General features: G+C 36.6%; 22 protein-coding genes. 8 read left to right on the top strand and 14 right to left on the bottom strand.

Going from position 1 to position 16,193, the window contains the following annotated elements; all coding sequences use genetic code 11:
- Nucleotides 1–254: 254 nt before the first annotated feature.
- Nucleotides 255–428, top strand: a complete 174-nt coding sequence (locus ABC374_RS08265; RefSeq protein ID WP_084737866.1) for an aspartyl-phosphate phosphatase Spo0E family protein — start codon at nt 255–257, stop codon at nt 426–428.
- A 185-nt stretch (nt 429–613) separates the two neighbouring features.
- Here the strand turns inward: ABC374_RS08265 and ABC374_RS08260 are convergent, their stop codons facing one another.
- Entirely contained in the window at nt 614–994 is a 381-nt protein-coding gene (locus tag ABC374_RS08260; RefSeq protein ID WP_350302219.1) for a DUF4183 domain-containing protein, read from the bottom strand.
- Nucleotides 995–1,129: 135 nt separating this feature from the next.
- Here ABC374_RS08260 and ABC374_RS08255 point away from each other — a divergent pair, with 135 nt between their 5' ends.
- From ABC374_RS08255 to ABC374_RS08245, 3 genes are all read left to right on the top strand, one after another.
- Nucleotides 1,130–1,489: a DUF4183 domain-containing protein gene (locus ABC374_RS08255; protein ID WP_350302218.1), complete on the top strand. Its 360-nt coding sequence runs from the start codon at nt 1,130–1,132 to the stop codon at nt 1,487–1,489.
- Nucleotides 1,490–1,901: 412 nt separating this feature from the next.
- Nucleotides 1,902–2,300 carry a DoxX family protein gene (locus ABC374_RS08250; RefSeq protein ID WP_137020082.1) on the top strand — a complete coding sequence of 133 codons (399 nt, stop codon included), beginning with the start codon at nt 1,902–1,904 and terminating at the stop codon, nt 2,298–2,300.
- A 728-nt stretch (nt 2,301–3,028) separates the two neighbouring features.
- On the top strand, nt 3,029–3,847 hold the full coding sequence (locus ABC374_RS08245; RefSeq protein WP_413016941.1) for a hypothetical protein: 819 nt from the start codon (nt 3,029–3,031) through the stop codon (nt 3,845–3,847).
- 529 nt (nt 3,848–4,376) lie between these two features.
- On the opposite strand, the gene ABC374_RS08240 is transcribed toward ABC374_RS08245, so the two are convergent.
- From ABC374_RS08240 to ABC374_RS08215, 6 genes are all read right to left on the bottom strand, one after another.
- Complete coding sequence (locus ABC374_RS08240; protein WP_413016939.1) at nt 4,377–5,498, bottom strand: NADH-dependent flavin oxidoreductase; 1,122 nt, start codon at nt 5,496–5,498, stop codon at nt 4,377–4,379.
- Between the two features lie 93 nt (nt 5,499–5,591).
- Nucleotides 5,592–5,906, bottom strand: coding sequence for a thioredoxin (trxA, locus tag ABC374_RS08235; RefSeq protein ID WP_137020079.1), 315 nt, complete (start codon nt 5,904–5,906; stop codon nt 5,592–5,594).
- Between the two features lie 51 nt (nt 5,907–5,957).
- On the bottom strand, nt 5,958–6,341 hold the full coding sequence (locus tag ABC374_RS08230; protein ID WP_350302214.1) for an IDEAL domain-containing protein: 384 nt from the start codon (nt 6,339–6,341) through the stop codon (nt 5,958–5,960).
- 100 nt (nt 6,342–6,441) lie between these two features.
- Nucleotides 6,442–6,861, bottom strand: coding sequence for an RrF2 family transcriptional regulator (locus ABC374_RS08225; RefSeq protein WP_413016936.1), 420 nt, complete (start codon nt 6,859–6,861; stop codon nt 6,442–6,444).
- 177 nt (nt 6,862–7,038) lie between these two features.
- The gene (locus ABC374_RS08220; RefSeq protein ID WP_350302213.1) at nt 7,039–7,338 is read right to left on the bottom strand and encodes a spore coat protein; all 300 of its coding nucleotides are present in this window, start codon (nt 7,336–7,338) and stop codon (nt 7,039–7,041) included.
- Nucleotides 7,335–7,541, bottom strand: a complete 207-nt coding sequence (locus tag ABC374_RS08215) for a hypothetical protein (protein ID WP_137024438.1) — start codon at nt 7,539–7,541, stop codon at nt 7,335–7,337. The genes ABC374_RS08220 and ABC374_RS08215 overlap by 4 nt, the downstream gene beginning before the upstream one ends.
- A gap of 184 nt (nt 7,542–7,725) precedes the next feature.
- On the opposite strand from ABC374_RS08215, the gene ABC374_RS08210 reads away from it, so the two are divergent.
- Genes ABC374_RS08210 through ABC374_RS08200 form a run of 3 tightly spaced genes read left to right on the top strand, consistent with a single transcriptional unit; the run spans nt 7,726 to nt 9,465 of the window.
- Nucleotides 7,726–7,941 (top strand): spore coat protein, encoded by a 216-nt coding sequence (locus tag ABC374_RS08210; protein WP_413016934.1) that lies wholly within the window; start codon nt 7,726–7,728, stop codon nt 7,939–7,941.
- 11 nt (nt 7,942–7,952) lie between these two features.
- A complete protein-coding gene (locus ABC374_RS08205) occupies nt 7,953–8,315 on the top strand; it encodes a spore coat protein (RefSeq protein WP_350302211.1) in 363 nt (120 codons plus the stop codon).
- Nucleotides 8,316–8,328: 13 nt separating this feature from the next.
- Complete coding sequence (locus ABC374_RS08200; RefSeq protein WP_350302210.1) at nt 8,329–9,465, top strand: zinc-dependent alcohol dehydrogenase; 1,137 nt, start codon at nt 8,329–8,331, stop codon at nt 9,463–9,465.
- A gap of 318 nt (nt 9,466–9,783) precedes the next feature.
- Here the strand turns inward: ABC374_RS08200 and ABC374_RS08195 are convergent, their stop codons facing one another.
- The 3 genes from ABC374_RS08195 to ABC374_RS08185 all read right to left on the bottom strand — a co-directional run bounded on the left by ABC374_RS08195 (nt 9,784) and on the right by ABC374_RS08185 (nt 11,087).
- Nucleotides 9,784–9,933, bottom strand: coding sequence for a YneF family protein (locus tag ABC374_RS08195; RefSeq protein ID WP_413020299.1), 150 nt, complete (start codon nt 9,931–9,933; stop codon nt 9,784–9,786).
- 101 nt (nt 9,934–10,034) lie between these two features.
- Complete coding sequence (locus tag ABC374_RS08190; protein WP_413016931.1) at nt 10,035–10,253, bottom strand: hypothetical protein; 219 nt, start codon at nt 10,251–10,253, stop codon at nt 10,035–10,037.
- A 267-nt stretch (nt 10,254–10,520) separates the two neighbouring features.
- Nucleotides 10,521–11,087, bottom strand: coding sequence for a hypothetical protein (locus ABC374_RS08185; RefSeq protein WP_413016929.1), 567 nt, complete (start codon nt 11,085–11,087; stop codon nt 10,521–10,523).
- Nucleotides 11,088–11,509: 422 nt separating this feature from the next.
- Here ABC374_RS08185 and ABC374_RS08180 point away from each other — a divergent pair, with 422 nt between their 5' ends.
- Nucleotides 11,510–11,779: a hypothetical protein gene (locus tag ABC374_RS08180; RefSeq protein WP_350302207.1), complete on the top strand. Its 270-nt coding sequence runs from the start codon at nt 11,510–11,512 to the stop codon at nt 11,777–11,779.
- Between the two features lie 196 nt (nt 11,780–11,975).
- Here ABC374_RS08180 and ABC374_RS08175 read toward each other — a convergent pair whose 3' ends face one another.
- The 4 genes from ABC374_RS08175 to tkt all read right to left on the bottom strand — a co-directional run bounded on the left by ABC374_RS08175 (nt 11,976) and on the right by tkt (nt 16,152).
- On the bottom strand, nt 11,976–12,140 hold the full coding sequence (locus ABC374_RS08175; protein ID WP_350302206.1) for a hypothetical protein: 165 nt from the start codon (nt 12,138–12,140) through the stop codon (nt 11,976–11,978).
- A gap of 971 nt (nt 12,141–13,111) precedes the next feature.
- On the bottom strand, nt 13,112–13,327 hold the full coding sequence (locus ABC374_RS08170; RefSeq protein ID WP_034312934.1) for a YneF family protein: 216 nt from the start codon (nt 13,325–13,327) through the stop codon (nt 13,112–13,114).
- Between the two features lie 84 nt (nt 13,328–13,411).
- Nucleotides 13,412–13,852: a sporulation inhibitor of replication protein SirA gene (gene sirA / locus ABC374_RS08165; protein ID WP_413016926.1), complete on the bottom strand. Its 441-nt coding sequence runs from the start codon at nt 13,850–13,852 to the stop codon at nt 13,412–13,414.
- Nucleotides 13,853–14,148: 296 nt separating this feature from the next.
- A complete protein-coding gene (gene tkt, locus ABC374_RS08160) occupies nt 14,149–16,152 on the bottom strand; it encodes a transketolase (RefSeq protein WP_413016924.1) in 2,004 nt (667 codons plus the stop codon).
- Nucleotides 16,153–16,193 lie beyond the last annotated feature (41 nt).

Raw genomic sequence — 16,193 nt, 5'->3', positions numbered from 1 at the left:
AGCTCACTCCTATGTATGTCAACCTATAAACATTGTAACAAATAAGATAAAAAAATACATTTATGGAACTGTGAATATTTCATGACAGCCAATTGCCTAAAAACAGAATGGGGCGACGGTTTAATTTTCCATAAGATAACTTATTTGAATTCATTAGTCCAAGCCGATATAATTGTTATATTCATACAGATTTTACAACGAACACATAATTTAATGGTACCATGAAAATATGTTGGGGCCAGAAAGGAAATATAATGGCTAAAAAGAATGAATTTCTCGAACAGATTGAATTGAAGAGAAATGAACTTATAAAGATTGTCGCTAAAGATGGTTTAAACTCACATGTTGCCGTTGAATACAGCCAGCAACTTGATCAATTATTAAATAAATATAATGAACTTTTTTATAAAACCGGTACAAATTTTTAACCCAGTACCTCTCCCATTGATAACCACATATGTTATTATATGATTTATTTTGCTGTCAATCTCCCCTTTTTACATTCTTTCTCAATTTGAATACATAGGCATATCCTTTGCTATATTAAAAAACAGGCAAGCGATATGGGCACTGCCTGTTTTCCTGTTTTTTCATTTAAAATAATGCATAGAAATCATGTTGCAATATCAACATCGGATGTCGGTGCATAGTTTGTCACAACAAGAACAATAGGAGATCCAGCTAAGATGGAAGAACCGTCCGGAACAGTGATCACAAGACTTCCTACCCCAGTGGCACCTGGTGTGTATGTTGTTAAATCCTCCATTTGCAGCACCCCATTAATAAACACCTCATATGAACTGTTTTCCGCACTTAATGCAGGCAGTACAGTCGCAGGATCACCAGTATCCGAGAAAAAACTTGCTGGATCAATTGAAAGCGTGGTTGGACCAGTCGATGTGGCAGTCGCCTCATAAAATAATCGCGTGATCAGTGGATTCACATTAATCACCGAGGTAGCCGCAATCGCTAACTTCATTATTTTTAACGGCAAAATATTCACCTCTCTTCTCTCCATGCTATGACTTTGCGAAAGGAATTGTATAGACAATTTTCAAAAATGGTCCTCACGATAATCCTTACTTTTTATAAAATGTATAGGAGATAAGAAAAGGGGAGAGTTTTAGAAATGAACAGTAAATATTGCCGATTCATTAAAGAGGATCCAGAAATCCCGAGACCTTTGTTGTTTTTCCCTATGTGCTCTCCCAACGAAGTTCGCACGAGAATCCCAAAAAGAATCATTTCTTATGAATTTTATGCTATTGCAAATGGCTGCCAACGGATTTATGAAGAAAAAGACGGAATAACTGACATAGAAAATCAGGTAATACTGGATCCATCAAAAGTATCCTATATGAATTTATTCATAAATGGCGTATTGCAGCCCCACGATAATTACACCGTTGAAAAAGGAAAACTTAAATTGAATACGATTGATATCCCAATAAAAGGGACACCAATCATATTGCAAATGTTCATTATTTAAATGAGCGGCCTGTTCCTAAACGATTCCTTAATTCCAGGTCGGCACCTACAATAAAATTGAAATTGAATTTCATATACTGTTCATGAGTAAAATTGAGTAATATACGAGTAATTGCGTAGAACTCACGAGTAAATCAGCAAATTTGACGAGTAAAAGTGCGAAACTCACGATTAACGCGTAAAACGCATGAGTAAAGTGGTTTATTGTTCTGCTCCAGGCTAAGCTCACCTGTTTTCCAAAACCCTCCCTATTGAAATAAGCATTAGAGATAAAATTATGTTTGACAAATCACTAAAATAATATTATCTTTAATTAAAGATAAATTAATTCGAGATAACACCCCTTATTTTTTAAGTATAAATCTCGAATTAAAGATATCTAAATTCAAAATAAATTCCAGGAGGAATCATAAATGATTGGTATAGGCTTATTAGTTATACGGGTAGTAATCGGTTTATCGTTTGTTGGTCATGGGGCTCAAAAATTATTTGGTTGGTTTGGCGGTCATGGCTTGAAAGGTACAGGAGGCTGGTTTGATTCGATTGGCATGAAGCCAGGAGTTACCATGGCCCTATTTGCTGGTCTATCAGAACTTATTGGCGGAGCTTTATTTGCTTTAGGTCTCTTTACACCCTTTGCAGGTATATTAATTGCACTTACTATGCTCGTTGCGATCGTTAAAGTCCATGGACCAAATGGTTACTGGGCAACTCAAAACGGTTATGAATATAATCTTGCCATCCTTGCAGTGGCGATTGGCATAGCGTTAACGGGAGCTGGCCCATACTCACTTGATTCCTTTCTATTTTAAGGAAATCGCTTGGGTTTGCTAAATCCCTACATTACGGGTAACACGGAGTTGGTTTAATCCACTCCGTGTTTTTTCTTTTTCCCCATTGTCCAGAAATTTTTCTATCGGTTATCAAAGCTTATAACTCGAATAATGGATACTTCGATTACAGTGTTGAGGAAATTGGAACATAGGTTGTCCCATATTTAAATAAGATGGTTTCAATATTGGAATAATGCCATTGAATTATAGAGTACCATCGAATCCTATTCTTTATGTTCTTACATAAGAAAATTTTGGATTGAAAACAATAGTTCCTAATTTGAAATATCATGTCTAAAAACTAAGACTCATAATCAAGAATAATAGAGTACAGTAATAATAAGAATGATCATAACCTCATGTTTTTTTATCTCCGGTGTGTCCTCAATGAATCAAAAGAAACGCTATTTTTTTATAGAACTAAGTTATATATTCCCTCAGAGACAGTTAAAGTGCTCCTATCCCATCCTGACTGAAGATAATAGAAATCAATGGTACTTTATTTTGTTCCTATGGCTTTCAGTAAACAAACGATCGATATATAGACTCTAGTAAAAAAAGATCATACCTAGATAAACAATATAAATCCCCGAGTGATGACATAATCATTTACTCTTTCATAAACCTTACTTCGATGAATATTCCTTAGCACTTGAAAACAGAAAAATACAGTAATAAAGAGATCAATGAAAAAGGGGGAAAAATAAATGAGGATTTTATCTTTTGTGACAGTATTTTTATTTTCTTTTAGTCTTGCTGCAACAGGATTTGCCGAGGAAAATGGTACAAGCCTTAGCGAAGAAAGACTGACACCAGAAGAGTTGAATTATCTTGTAAATGAAGTCGGCAATACTCAAGAAGAATCCGAGGATTTACCTGTTGAAGTTTCAAGACGATTAATTGAAGAGGAGGCTAAAGTTATAGATTCTGGATCGGAATTTATGGTTATATATGACTTAGAAGTTACTAAACCAGGGCAAATCAGCACTTTTGCATCAATTGCTGCAACAACTTTAAAAATGGGGGGAACTGTATATAAAGTAAAAAGTGATCGTTCAAAAGAAGATAAATTTTATATATACGGTAACTTTCAATGGCTAAAAACACCTTCATATACGTTAGTTGATAAAATGACAATTGGTTTCCCTTCAAGTTCAGGACTGTACCTGCCAACTAGTGGAGGGAAAGTAAAACAACACCAGCACAGATATTCTCAAGATCAACAAGGAAATGGACGTTGGATTGATTATGCAATCAAGTATTCCCCAAGTAATTGGGAACCAAGCGCTGGAGTGGCTGGTTCATATGATATAAGGGCTTCTACTAGTAAAACCAAGCATAAAGGATATATTGGACAATATGTATATGTTCCCACATCCAAAAATGGTAAAATAAACATTAAAATAACGTATGGTCATAAGAGAATTTCTGGTACACCTTCTGTGTCAGTTTATCCGGCCGGTTTATCTATTACACCAAATAATACTACAGATACAAGGTCATATGCATTGACGCTGTCTTATTGATCTGTTGTTAAAATGGGGGGGACCATGAGGCAAATCATTATTAATTTCATTTTCATTCTAATAATATCAGTGATCTTATTTTTTATCTTTAGCTATAATGCATCTTTAGATAGTGATTATATGTTGTCTCTTTTACTTATCATTTCTCTGCAAATATCTTTGATATTAGCTATTCTGTTAAAAAGAAGGTAACACCAGAAGAGCAGCCATTAATTAATGGTTGCTCTTCTGGTGTTACCTAACGTCCTTCCTAACCTTATTCACGTGTTCCGTAAAGATAGCCCCTATCCTCACAAAATTTCCGAATGTATCTGCCGGTGAGACTTAATTGCTGATTAATAAAAATTCGAAAGTCTTTCCCTTTTTTATTTTCCGAAACAGCTTAGAAATAGTTATTCATTCTTAAGGATTCAACTTGAAAACCACTCCCCTTCCATAAACATTAAAAACCCCGGATAAGGAACACTTTTATATGTGTTCCTTATTCGGGGTTATTTGAAACCCATTAATGCATTTTTTATTTTTTACTTTATTCTACTCCTGGAAACCATCCTGGAGAGTGGATGATTGCTTGCCATAATGGATCTGGAATATCAAGTTGCAGCTGATTATCTTTGTTTATTTTTGTCACGATATCAGCTTCCCTGCCTTGTTCCACTTTTTGTACCCATTCAGGATCGATTATAATTTCACGCCCTAATGCGATTAATGGAATCCCGGATTGCAGTGCCTTGATCGCATCATCCGCTGTATAGATGGAACCAACTCCAATGACGGGAACTTGATCTCCGATACGTTCTTTTATAATTTCTATCCGAGGTCGGTCAACGTCAGCTCCCCGTCTTGCTTTCGACCAGAAATCCATTAATGAAACATGAAGATAATCCAAATCCTTTGTTACAAGTCCATCAATTAATGCTAGTGTATCATCCATGGTGATTCCTGGTGTTTCCGGCTCCTCCGGTGAAAAACGATATCCTACGATGAACGGATCCCTGGCATGTTCAGCAACAGCCTTTTTCACTTCATCCACAACCGCTAATGGAAAAGTCAGGCGCTTTTCAAGGGAACCGCCCCACTTGTCTTCACGACGGTTTGAATGAGGCGAAAAGAATTGCTGTAGCAAGTAACCATTAGCACCGTGAATTTCCACTCCGTCAAATCCCGCTTCAATGGCACGTCGGGTGGTTTCACCAAAGTCGAGTATGATCGATTCTATTTCCTTTTCAGAAAGTGGACGCGGAACTGCTTTCCCTTCGCCTTCCGAAGGGATATTGCTTGCACTGACAACATCGCCATCTACCAATTCCGGCGGAACCTCTCGGCCGCCATGAAAAATCTGGAGAATTGCCTTTGCCCCTTTCGCTTTAATCGCTGATGCCAAACGACTTAGACTAGGTATCAATTCATCCTGATCTCCGCCAAATTCCCCGTGAAAACCTTTGCCATTAGCCATCACGTAAGTACATGCCGTTATAACCATGCCGACACCGCTTGACCGGCGTTCATAATAATTAACTTCTGCGTCGGTAACGGTACCGTCAGAATTAGAAGAGAAATTTGTCATAGGCGCCATCACCAATCGATTTTTCAATTCTATTCCCTTTCCTAAATTGAACGATTCAAATAATGGTGTATATTTAGAATTCATTTAGTAATCCTCCATTTTGTAACCCACCGGTTTGTATAATAAATCAAATCAAATCAAATCAAATCAAATCAAATCCGCAAACTAATCTAAATATCATGCATACTTTTCAATTAATGCCGAAATGGCTTCTTTTGGCTGGAAGCCAATAGCTTGATCTACCTTTTCTCCATCTTTGAATAGAATAAGTGCTGGAATTCCCATCACTCCATATTCGCTTGTCGTATTTGAATTTTCATCCACATTAAGTTTTACTATCTTAACCTGATCACCCATTTCCTCATCGATTTCATTAAGAACTGGGGCAATCATTTTGCACGGACCGCACCACGGTGCCCAAAAATCAACTAATACTAAACCTTCCTTGATTTCACTAGCAAAATTATCATCTGTAACATGTTCTATTGTCATGATCATTTCCTCCTTGTATTATCCGAAATATTTATGGTCTTTACTCACCATCTATTTTAAATCAAAATTTGCGATTCTATTTCCCGGGATAAAAGCCTCTGATTTCCTGGCATTCATTTTAGGATGGATTTTGATGGATTCCAATTTACCGGATAACTCCATGAACCATGTTTCATCTTTAGAAAGTAAAGCCAAATCAATTAAAGCCAAAAGATGTGTTTCGTTACTGATTTCTAGATCCGGCAGCTTTTCAGTCCATCTACTTGGAATCCAAATCGATTTTCCAACCGCTTTTTCATTGTCACTTTCCACCACATTCACTTTAACAATTTCACGATTATCGCTCACGTTTTCAACGAAACCATGGATAAGTTCTCCATCTCTTGATTTTCCCTGTACCCAATCCCCATTTTTGAACAGATTGTTTTCAACCATTTCCTTAACACCCCTTTTATGTTCATTTAATATTAAAACTATAGTTATTAACTGTATTAATAAAATATACATTTTGTGCAAAGAAAAAACTAAATCAATATCACGGACATTGTTTAATTTTTTCCAAAAAAGTGCTGAGACTTATATCTTCCAAATATTTTTCAAAATACAATTCCGCTTCATCGAATATTTGATCCATGACTACCTGGGTATTGGAGGATATGACACATTTTTTCTCCGGATCACCTGTACACCATTTCGGTTTCAAGGTTCCATGTGAGACCGTTATATAAATATCTGCCAAACTTACCTCTTCAGGATTACAGTCTAGAATATAGCCTCCGCCCACACCTTCTTTCGTTTTAACAAATCCCTTTTTTCTTAAGCAGCTCATCATTTTCCGAATCCTTGCCGAGTTTGTACAAACGTTTTCTGCGATAGACTCACTGCTTGCCATATGATCTGGTAGATAAGCTAAATAGACCAAACTATGCACAGCTATTGTAAAATCACTATTCACTTTTCGCATCCTCCTCAAGGAGATTACTGTAATTTTAATGTTTACAGTTGATAAAGTCAACTCAAAAAACTCAACCGAGTCCTAAACTTTGTTGATTACTTTTTCATTGCATTGAAATTCCCCCTATCCACTTAGGATAGGAGGCTTCATTGACCATCTTCAACAATTGGTTACTACTTATTGTTGCGAAAGGGTAATTGCAGTATTTGCCGCTCTTATATTCACTTGTGATTGTTCACTGATATCCCCGGGATGATAATAACCTTTCGAGATCATATAATCACTAATGACCCCGTGTGTTTCTACAGCAACCCTAAGCTGTTCCCGTAATGCAGCCCTCAATTCAGGTGAAGCTGTTTCTGTTATGGCGAAAGCCGTATTCCTTATTCCTGATTTGGCAGAATTCAGAAAGTCAGTAGCAATCACCTGATCGGTCATACCACCCATCCCCGCCATATTTTGCAAAAAGTTAGTCATTGTCTTCCCTCGCCTTGGTTTACCAGGATTTCCTGTAATTTTTGAATATGCTCTCTTCCGTTGCTCATGTCTTGTAAAAGAATGTTTTTTAATTCCGTATCTTGGACTAACCCATTCATTGTAGAAGCTTTTGATAGACAAAGGCTTTTGAAATTCAATATTTCATGCAGTTCTAACGTTTCATGCAGTCCCAACTTTTCCACTAGAAGTATCTCTCCTTTCAGTAACAATCACTTACTTATCTTTCGTTGTTCAAAAGCTCTTATTCATTCCTTTTCATTTTTTTAGAAGGTTAAAACCATTTGGAAAACAACATATAGTCCTCTGTATACCTGAGTGTTGAATAGGGAAAATTACTGTTGTTACCTAGACTTAGGAGGTGAGTGAATGGAAAATGAAAAGCTCGCATTTCACGAGACCATGGAGACGCATGAAATAATAAATTTTAAAACAATATGCTTAATGAAATCCAAATTGATGCAAGGAATTTGTTTTGATAATGATTTGAAAGCATTAATGGAAAAGGACGTACAACAATCCATAGTAGCCATTAATGAACTAAAGACTTTTTACGAAGGTGCCCGAACAAACTATAAACAATGAGGTGAGCTTTAATGGAAATGGACTTTTTAGATCCCCAAGGTGCTGAACATATGCCTGAAATGGCAGATTCCTCTTTTGCCCTGGATTTCCTACTGACGGTCAAAAGCGGTATTCATACGTATGGTATCGCTTTGTCAGAAACAGCAAGTCCAGAATTGCGAAAAGCATTATACCGGCAAATGGAGCAATCCATTGATTTACATGCAGCAATAACCGATTTAATGATAAGTAAAGGCTGGCTCTATCCAAATGATGTTGGAAAGCAAGTTGAATTGGATCTGAAATCAGCTGATATGGCAGTCAGCATCGCTGGGATGAAGTTATTTCCTAACGATACAGATAGACTCGGTATGTTTGCGACGCCGAATAAATAGAGGAGGAAATTTTATGAAAGCCGTAACTTACCAGGGCAGTAAAAACGTGCAGGTTAAAGAGGTTAAGGATCCCCATATCAAAAATTCAGATGATATTATCGTAAAAATTACAACTTCAGCCATTTGCGGTTCGGATTTGCACTTGATTCATCAAATGATTCCAAATATGCCAACGGATTATGTTATTGGACATGAGCCAATGGGGGTTGTCGAGGAAGTTGGTCCGGGTGTAAATAAATTGAAAAAGGGAGATCGTGTAATCATCCCATTTAATGTTAGTTGTGGAAGCTGCTGGTATTGCGACAACGATCTTACAAGTCAGTGCGATAATTCAAATCCTCATGGGGAAATGGGAGGCTTTTTTGGATATTCAGAAACAACAGGTGGGTATGCGGGTGGACAAGCGGAATACATGCGGGTTCCTTATGGGAATTTCACTCCCTTTAAGATTCCAGAAGACTGTGAGGTCGAAGATGAGAAATTGGTATTACTCGCCGATGCCGCTTCAACTGCATTTTGGAGTGTAGACCATGCAGGAGTTAAACCTGGTGATACAGTCATCATTTTGGGCTGTGGTCCCGTTGGATTACTCGCTCAAAAATTCGCTTGGTTTAAAGGAGCGAAAAGGGTCATTGCCGTCGATTATCTCAACTATCGCTTAGAACATGCAAAAAGGACAAATAAAGTTGAAACGGTTAATTTTGAACAATATGAAAACGTTGGCGAATATCTCAAAGAAATAACTAAAGGCGGAGCTGATATCGTAATTGACTGTTCGGGCATGAGCGGTAAAATGACGCCTATGGAATATCTTGCAACAGGCCTTAAGTTACACGGAGGTGCCATGGGTGGTCTTGTAATTGCTTCCCAAGCCGTACGTAAAGCAGGAACCATTCAAATTACCGGTGTTTACGGTGGGCGTTATAACGGATTTCCGCTAGGAGATATTTTTCAAAGAAACGTGGATATTAAGACCGGACAAGCTCCTGTTATTCCTTATATGCCATATCTCTATAAACTCATATCCGAAGGAAAAGTGGATCCCGGCGATGTCGTAACCCACGTACTACCATTGGATCAAGCTAAACATGGTTACCAAGTATTCGATACAAGGACAGACGGTTGCATTAAAGTCGTCTTAAAACCGTAAGTATTATATGTAAAATTGAATGGCCAGGCACTCAAATTCAGAAACCATACATGAAATATAGTAAGTTTCTGAATTTGATGAATCCTGTGTCTTGAAAGTCCATGAACTAGATTTCCTCTATATGAAACCTTTCATGCTCCCTGATTGCCCTCTTGCTTATCCCCTACCAACACAAAAAACCCCTCTCTCTGATTTAGTTCCCACCAGAGAAAGAAGTTTCGGATTAGTAACGAAAGATAAAGCAAAAACAAGGAAAATTTATGATGAAAGATTCACTCTTCAAGGTAGTTATGATTTGCTTATCTTATAATTGCTAACTTATTTTGTTTGTTGTTTATTCATGGCGCTCATCATTTGATTAATTTTCTTTTGGGATGGTTTCATACCCATTTGCATCATCATCATGAAAAACCCTGATACATCAATGTTTTTGTTCCCTTTAGGCTCACTTCTTCTGTTGAGAAAAATATACCTTTAAAATTGAATTTTGTCTATAACTTTTTATTCCTACTACTAGTTTTAGGTTTATCTTTCTTCTTTTATAATAAAAGGAAGGTATCTGTTATTAATTAGTTAATCACCCGATATTTACAGATGTAATCCATTGGAGACTCTTCGTGAAATTCTTCAGTATGCCATTTAGCAACACCTTCTGCAGTTTCAACGTTGTATGTAAATATCTCACCTGTGCCAGCTACGTAATCATGAAGGTCTTCAATTGAAGCAAGTCGATAATTGAACCCTGCTTGCATTTCTTCTTCTAACACAAATATAAAAAGTCTGAGCATTGTGCCCAGACTCCTATCCAGAAATCATTTTTGGTATGTTGGTTTTTTAACAGCTATCAAAACCCAAAAAACCATGATTATTGGAATAAAAAATAAATTTAAATTAATTCTTTTATCAACGATAATTGAAAAAACATCGTTGATAATTAAACTAACTAAGCTTAATAAAATGCATAAAAGCAAAGAATGTAACGATAATTTCAGCATTTTTATTCTCGAAAAGTCAGGTATGTCAAACAATGTGTTTCCCCCTTAGTTTCGGATATTTTACCAGTATCCTAGTGCTTTACAAGCCTTTTTAACTTTAGGTTTCTTTTTACCCCATTTGTGGCAAGCAGAATAAGCTCCTAATTTATACAAGTCTTGAACTATTAAAGTAGCAACAGTCATCCCAACAACAGCCCCAAATACAAGTTTTAAAGCCTTTTCGAAACCTGAAGGCGGTGGAGAATGTCTACCTATAGCTGACGCTGATAGTTCGTTTATTTGAATAAAATCGTCTTGTTTAAGTATTTCTTTCTCTAATGATGCTGTTGCGCTTTCAATTTCTTTTAAATCATCTGAAGAAATCCCAATAAGTGCCTGTTGGAGATTGTTAACTTCAGCAGTCGATAGACCATTTTCTTTAGCATAATCTAAGTTTAACTTAATTTCATCATTTTCTTCAACAATACCATTTTGTATAACTTCTAATACTGATAGAATTTTATCCTTTTCAATTGTAGTAGCAGCATATGCCGACGATTGATTTGTTTGGATAGAAATCGGTGAAAATACAATACCTACAAATAAAACAAAAGAAATAATGGAAATCATACCTTTTTTAAAACCCATAATACATTAACATCTCCCCTGTATAAATTTACCACTATATAAAACTACCATATATTTCATGGTAAATAATGTTTTATTCGAATAATAGTTCAGTAACATTTTCTCACTGAGGTTTCTATAAATCTTAGGAGCATCGTAACTTGACCTAGGGTTGAATGGTTTTGGTATCTCTCTCAGCTTATCTCTTAGTTTATGGATTTAGCATTTAATTCAATTTGATCATCTTTCCCATAAGGTATCTTAGGGAAAGTGATACTTTCGACTATGTATTTTCGCAAAAATAAAAAAACACCCAATTACTCAAATCCCTCCTTTATTCTGCAATTCATCGAATCTTTACATGATTAATACATTTATTGAACTTATCTATTTTATAATTAAATTACAATTTAATAATTCATCATCATATGGAGGGTACAATCATGGAAATAAATGAAAGGCAACCATTTGAGTCTTTTTTATCTCCTCGTCAACTTACTGAGCTAAAAATCTTATCTACTAAAACAAACATAGCTTTCCATGAATTATTAGCAATGCCATCAATAGTCTCACTTCTAGAGAAACTGGACAATACTACCGAACTGATTGATGAGCTTAATAATAAAGAAATGATATTAAGAAATAAAGTTTTCATTAATAAGAATAAAGAAGTATTAAATAAGACTCAAAAAGCACTCGACCATTTAGGTTAAGTGCTTTTTCTATGTATAAAGTTCATCCAAATACAAAACACCCGATTACTCGGATGCCTTCAATACTAAATCTTCTCTTTCTAATAGTTCTATACTATAGGAATCCAGGTTGAAGTTTGGACGCAAATTATCTTTTTTCATAGCGTTCTGATCCAAGGAACTTTCCTGCACTTGGAAAGTGAGCTAGAAAACAACTTTATTGGCTATTTCGTGTAAGTTTACCTACATTCCTAATAATGTTAGCTTTCTCTGTTAGAATCTTATTGACTTCTTTCTTATTGTATTTCCACATTTCCTTCTTAACTATATCCTGCTTATCCTCACAACCTAATTCAATCATTACCTCATCTTCAACTTGCATGTTTAATTGAATTTCATCCTTGGTAGTTAGCCTATGTTATTCTGTTACATCACCTTTTCCAATACACACTGTCTTAACTTTATTCCAATAAATCATAATTTTACGTTCAAGTCTGTCTAACGAATGTACGTTTTGTAAGGTTGAAAAATTCTTCTATATAAGCTTCTTTAATATCCATTTAGTTACTGACCTTATTCTGATTGTAATTACCATATGTAAAGTTTACATTGATCATCTTCATTTCTAGTAACAGCCTATTGATGGTAATTAATAATTCACCATCTTCTTGCTTAGGATATAAGTCAACATTTCATCCATCTTATCTGCATGTGCTAATTTTAAGGAAATAACAATCTTCTTTTATTTCCTTATCCATGATATATTCCTTTCTATATCTTTCATACTTGATCAGTACCTTTTTAAGAGCCGGACTGATGAATACTATCCTCTCCTTATTCCCTTTCCCTTTCCCTTTGACAATCATACTGGTATCTCTTTGATTTAAAAGCTTATATTAGGAGTAAACAAAAGGCTGGTTTACAAGCTGCAAGTATTATATCGATGCATAAGATGGTTTCAGTTTTTTTAAATTGTTGTGTAAAAGAGGAATATATAACAGGAAATCCAATGAGGTGAGTTGAAAGGCCAAAAGCTCACAAAAAGCTGCTTAAAGGATCCTCATTTGTTTAAGCTCTTGTCGCTTGTTAATCATCGTTTTCTTCGTAAATCCTTTTGCTAAACAATGATAATCATACTCTTCAATTATATCTATCAATTCCAAAACAAAAACCACCTTTACTGAATCATTCATTCAGAAAAAGTGGCTTAAGAAACAAAAATGAAAGATAAACCAAAATTTTATATAAAATCGGTGGAAGGATTCAGTCTAAATGGATCAACCATTTCGATATTATATAAAATTTTGCATCCAATCTTTCAAGAACATTGATATATCAAGGATTCATGCTAACTTATTTTGTTTGTTGTTTATTCATGGCGCTCATCATTTGATTAATTTTCTTTTGGGATGGTTTCATACCCATTTGCATCATCATCATTTTTAGCATCTGTTCGTTAATTGGCGGATTTTTCTTTAAGTAATCCATCATGTATTTACGAGCGATGAAAAATCCCAGCACTACTCCAGCAATCAATGCCAGTACGCCAACTAGAATGTAAACCCACATACTATTTCCTCCTTCGTGTTGTCTAACATCAGTGTACTAGACCAAAGGTTATTATACAATACCCGCTACTGAAAAGTCCCCCATTTAGACAAATTTTCTTTCTTTTATCGGTTTTAACCAACCGTATTTTTCATGTTCAAAATCAATGGCCAGAAAACTCGCTTCATATTTTCGAATACTTTCAAAGAAAGCCGTCTCCGCTTCATAGTCTCCTTCAGCTTTTAGAGTAATGGAATCATGCTGAATGATTAAAACGGCTTTACTTGATCCGTTTGTTTTTTCTAAATAGTATTTTCCATTTTGATTCCAATAATTCATCTTTTTTTGCAAACGTTGTTCAATAGCTAACTGCAACTGGATAATCGGGACTGTTTTGGTGACATATTCGATTTGTTTTTGCAAAATACTCTTCAGTCTGCCCTTTGCTTGAATATACTCCAAAAACAAATTGAAAAATAGCTTTTCTCTTCCATAATAATGATGGGCAAATTCATCTTCGATTAAATAAATTTGATAGGTTCTCATCAGCCAATGCCTCCTAGCTTTCCTATTTTGGTCACGAAAACAACTAACCACCAGGGACCTCTCCACTATTTTCCACTATTGATAACTTTCCCCTTTAACTGACACATTCAAACGAAATTTATTTATTCTCATTATATATTGACAAACTAAAAAGATATGTTGTTTGCTGGAGAAATTTTCTTCTTTTTTTGTCGAATGGAAGATTTCCCTTTAGAATGGGAGCACGCAATATAAATCAGGATTGTTTTGATAAAAAAACTGACACCAATCTAGTTGGTGTCAGTTCTCCATTACTATTAGTTAAGCATTTCCTTAACACGAGAAACTACATTTTCTACAGTGAAACCGAATTCCTCCATGATCTTACCGCCTGGTGCAGAAGCTCCGAAATGATTGATGGCCAATATTTCACCCTCATCACCTGCATAACGATCCCAACCAAACGGTGAAGCCACTTCGATAGCTAGACGTTTCTTCACTGCCGGATTGATTACGCTTTGTTTATATTCTTTAGATTGAGTTTCAAATCGATCCCATGATGGCATGCTGATAACAGAAACATCAATTCCTTCGTTCGCTAAAGCTTTCTGTGCTTCCACAGCCAAGTTCACTTCGGATCCAGTCGCAAGAAGTAATGCATCGGCTACTTCTTTCTTAGAAGCAGAGATGATGTAAGCACCTTTTGAAACACCTTCATACGCAGTTTCGGAAGTGTCTTTAATTGTTGGCAATCCTTGACGAGTAAGTACAAGGGCAGTTGGTTTATTTGTAGACTCCATAGCCACTTTCCAGGCTGCTGCCGTTTCATTGCCATCAGCTGGACGGATTACCCCTAGGTTAGGCATTGCACGCAATGATGCCAATTGTTCGATTGGCTCATGAGTCGGTCCGTCTTCCCCTACAGCAATGCTGTCATGAGTGAATACATAGTTTACAGGCAGTCCCATTAGTGCTGCCATTCTAATGGCAGGACGTAGATAATCAGAGAATACGAAGAATGTTCCTCCGTATACTTTTAATCCACCATGAAGTGCCATTCCGTTTAAAGCCGCACCCATAGCGAATTCACGTACACCGAACCATATATTACGGCCGCTGTAATTACCAGGTAATAGATCAGTCTCACCTTTGATGGCAGTATTATTAGATCCGGCTAAATCCGCAGAACCCCCAATGAAGCTAGGGACCCGTTTGGCAATCGCATTTAGCACTTCCCCACTTGAAGCACGGGAAGCTATTGTTTTACCTTCTTCATAGACCGGAATTTCCTGATCCCATTCAGCAGGCAGTTCACCTTTGATGGCCAGCTCCAATTGCTGTGCTAACTCAGGATGTGCTTCTTTGTAATTTTTGAACAATTCATTCCAAGCTTCTTCTTTTTGAGCGCCAGCATCAACAACAGCTTCATTGAAGTGTGAATACACTTCTTCCGGAACATGGAAGTCCTCTTCGAATGTCCATTTATATGCTTCTTTTGTCAATTTAAGCTCATCTGCACCAAGCGGAGCGCCGTGAACAGCGGATTTACCTGAACGGTTTGGTGAACCGTAACCAATAACCGTTTTCACTTCGATTAATGTTGGGCGTGCATCGTCGGTTTTCGCTTCTTCAATCGCTTTAGCAATTTCCTGAAGATCATTGCCATCCTCAACGCGGATATATTGCCATCCATAAGATTTGAACCGGTCTGCTACGCTTTCACTAAATGATTGACTTAAGTCGCCGTCAAGGGAAATATCATTAGAATCATATAAAACAACAAGTCTTCCGAGTTGTAGATGTCCAGCTAATGAAGCGGCTTCTGCAGAAACACCTTCCATTAAATCTCCATCTCCACAAATGCTATATGTATAATGATCGACCACATTATAAGAATCGCGGTTATAGCTTTCTGCCAAGTGACGTTCAGCCATTGCCATTCCGACTGCCATTGCGATACCTTGTCCAAGCGGCCCGGTAGTTGCATCTACACCAGCCGTATGTCCGAATTCAGGATGTCCTGGAGTTTTACTGCCCCATTGACGGAAGCTTTTCAAATCATCGATAGATAAGCCATAGCCCGATAAATGAAGAAGGCTGTATAACAGCATAGAACCATGTCCAGCTGAAAGAACAAAGCGATCTCTATTAAACCAATCTGGATTTTTCGGGTTATGGTTCATATATTCGGTCCATAGTTTATACGCCATCGGCGCTGCCCCCATTGGCATACCTGGATGGCCGGAATTAGCCTTTTCAATTGCATCAATTGATAATGTACGAATCGTATTGATAGAAAGTGCATCTAATTTATCTAACATATTGTAAAAACATCCCTTCCTGTAATGTACCTCTTTATATT

This window comes from Peribacillus phoenicis (assembly GCF_047238085.1).
Classification (GTDB): domain Bacteria; phylum Bacillota; class Bacilli; order Bacillales; family DSM-1321; genus Peribacillus.
This window is presented reverse-complemented; position numbering and strand designations above follow the sequence as displayed.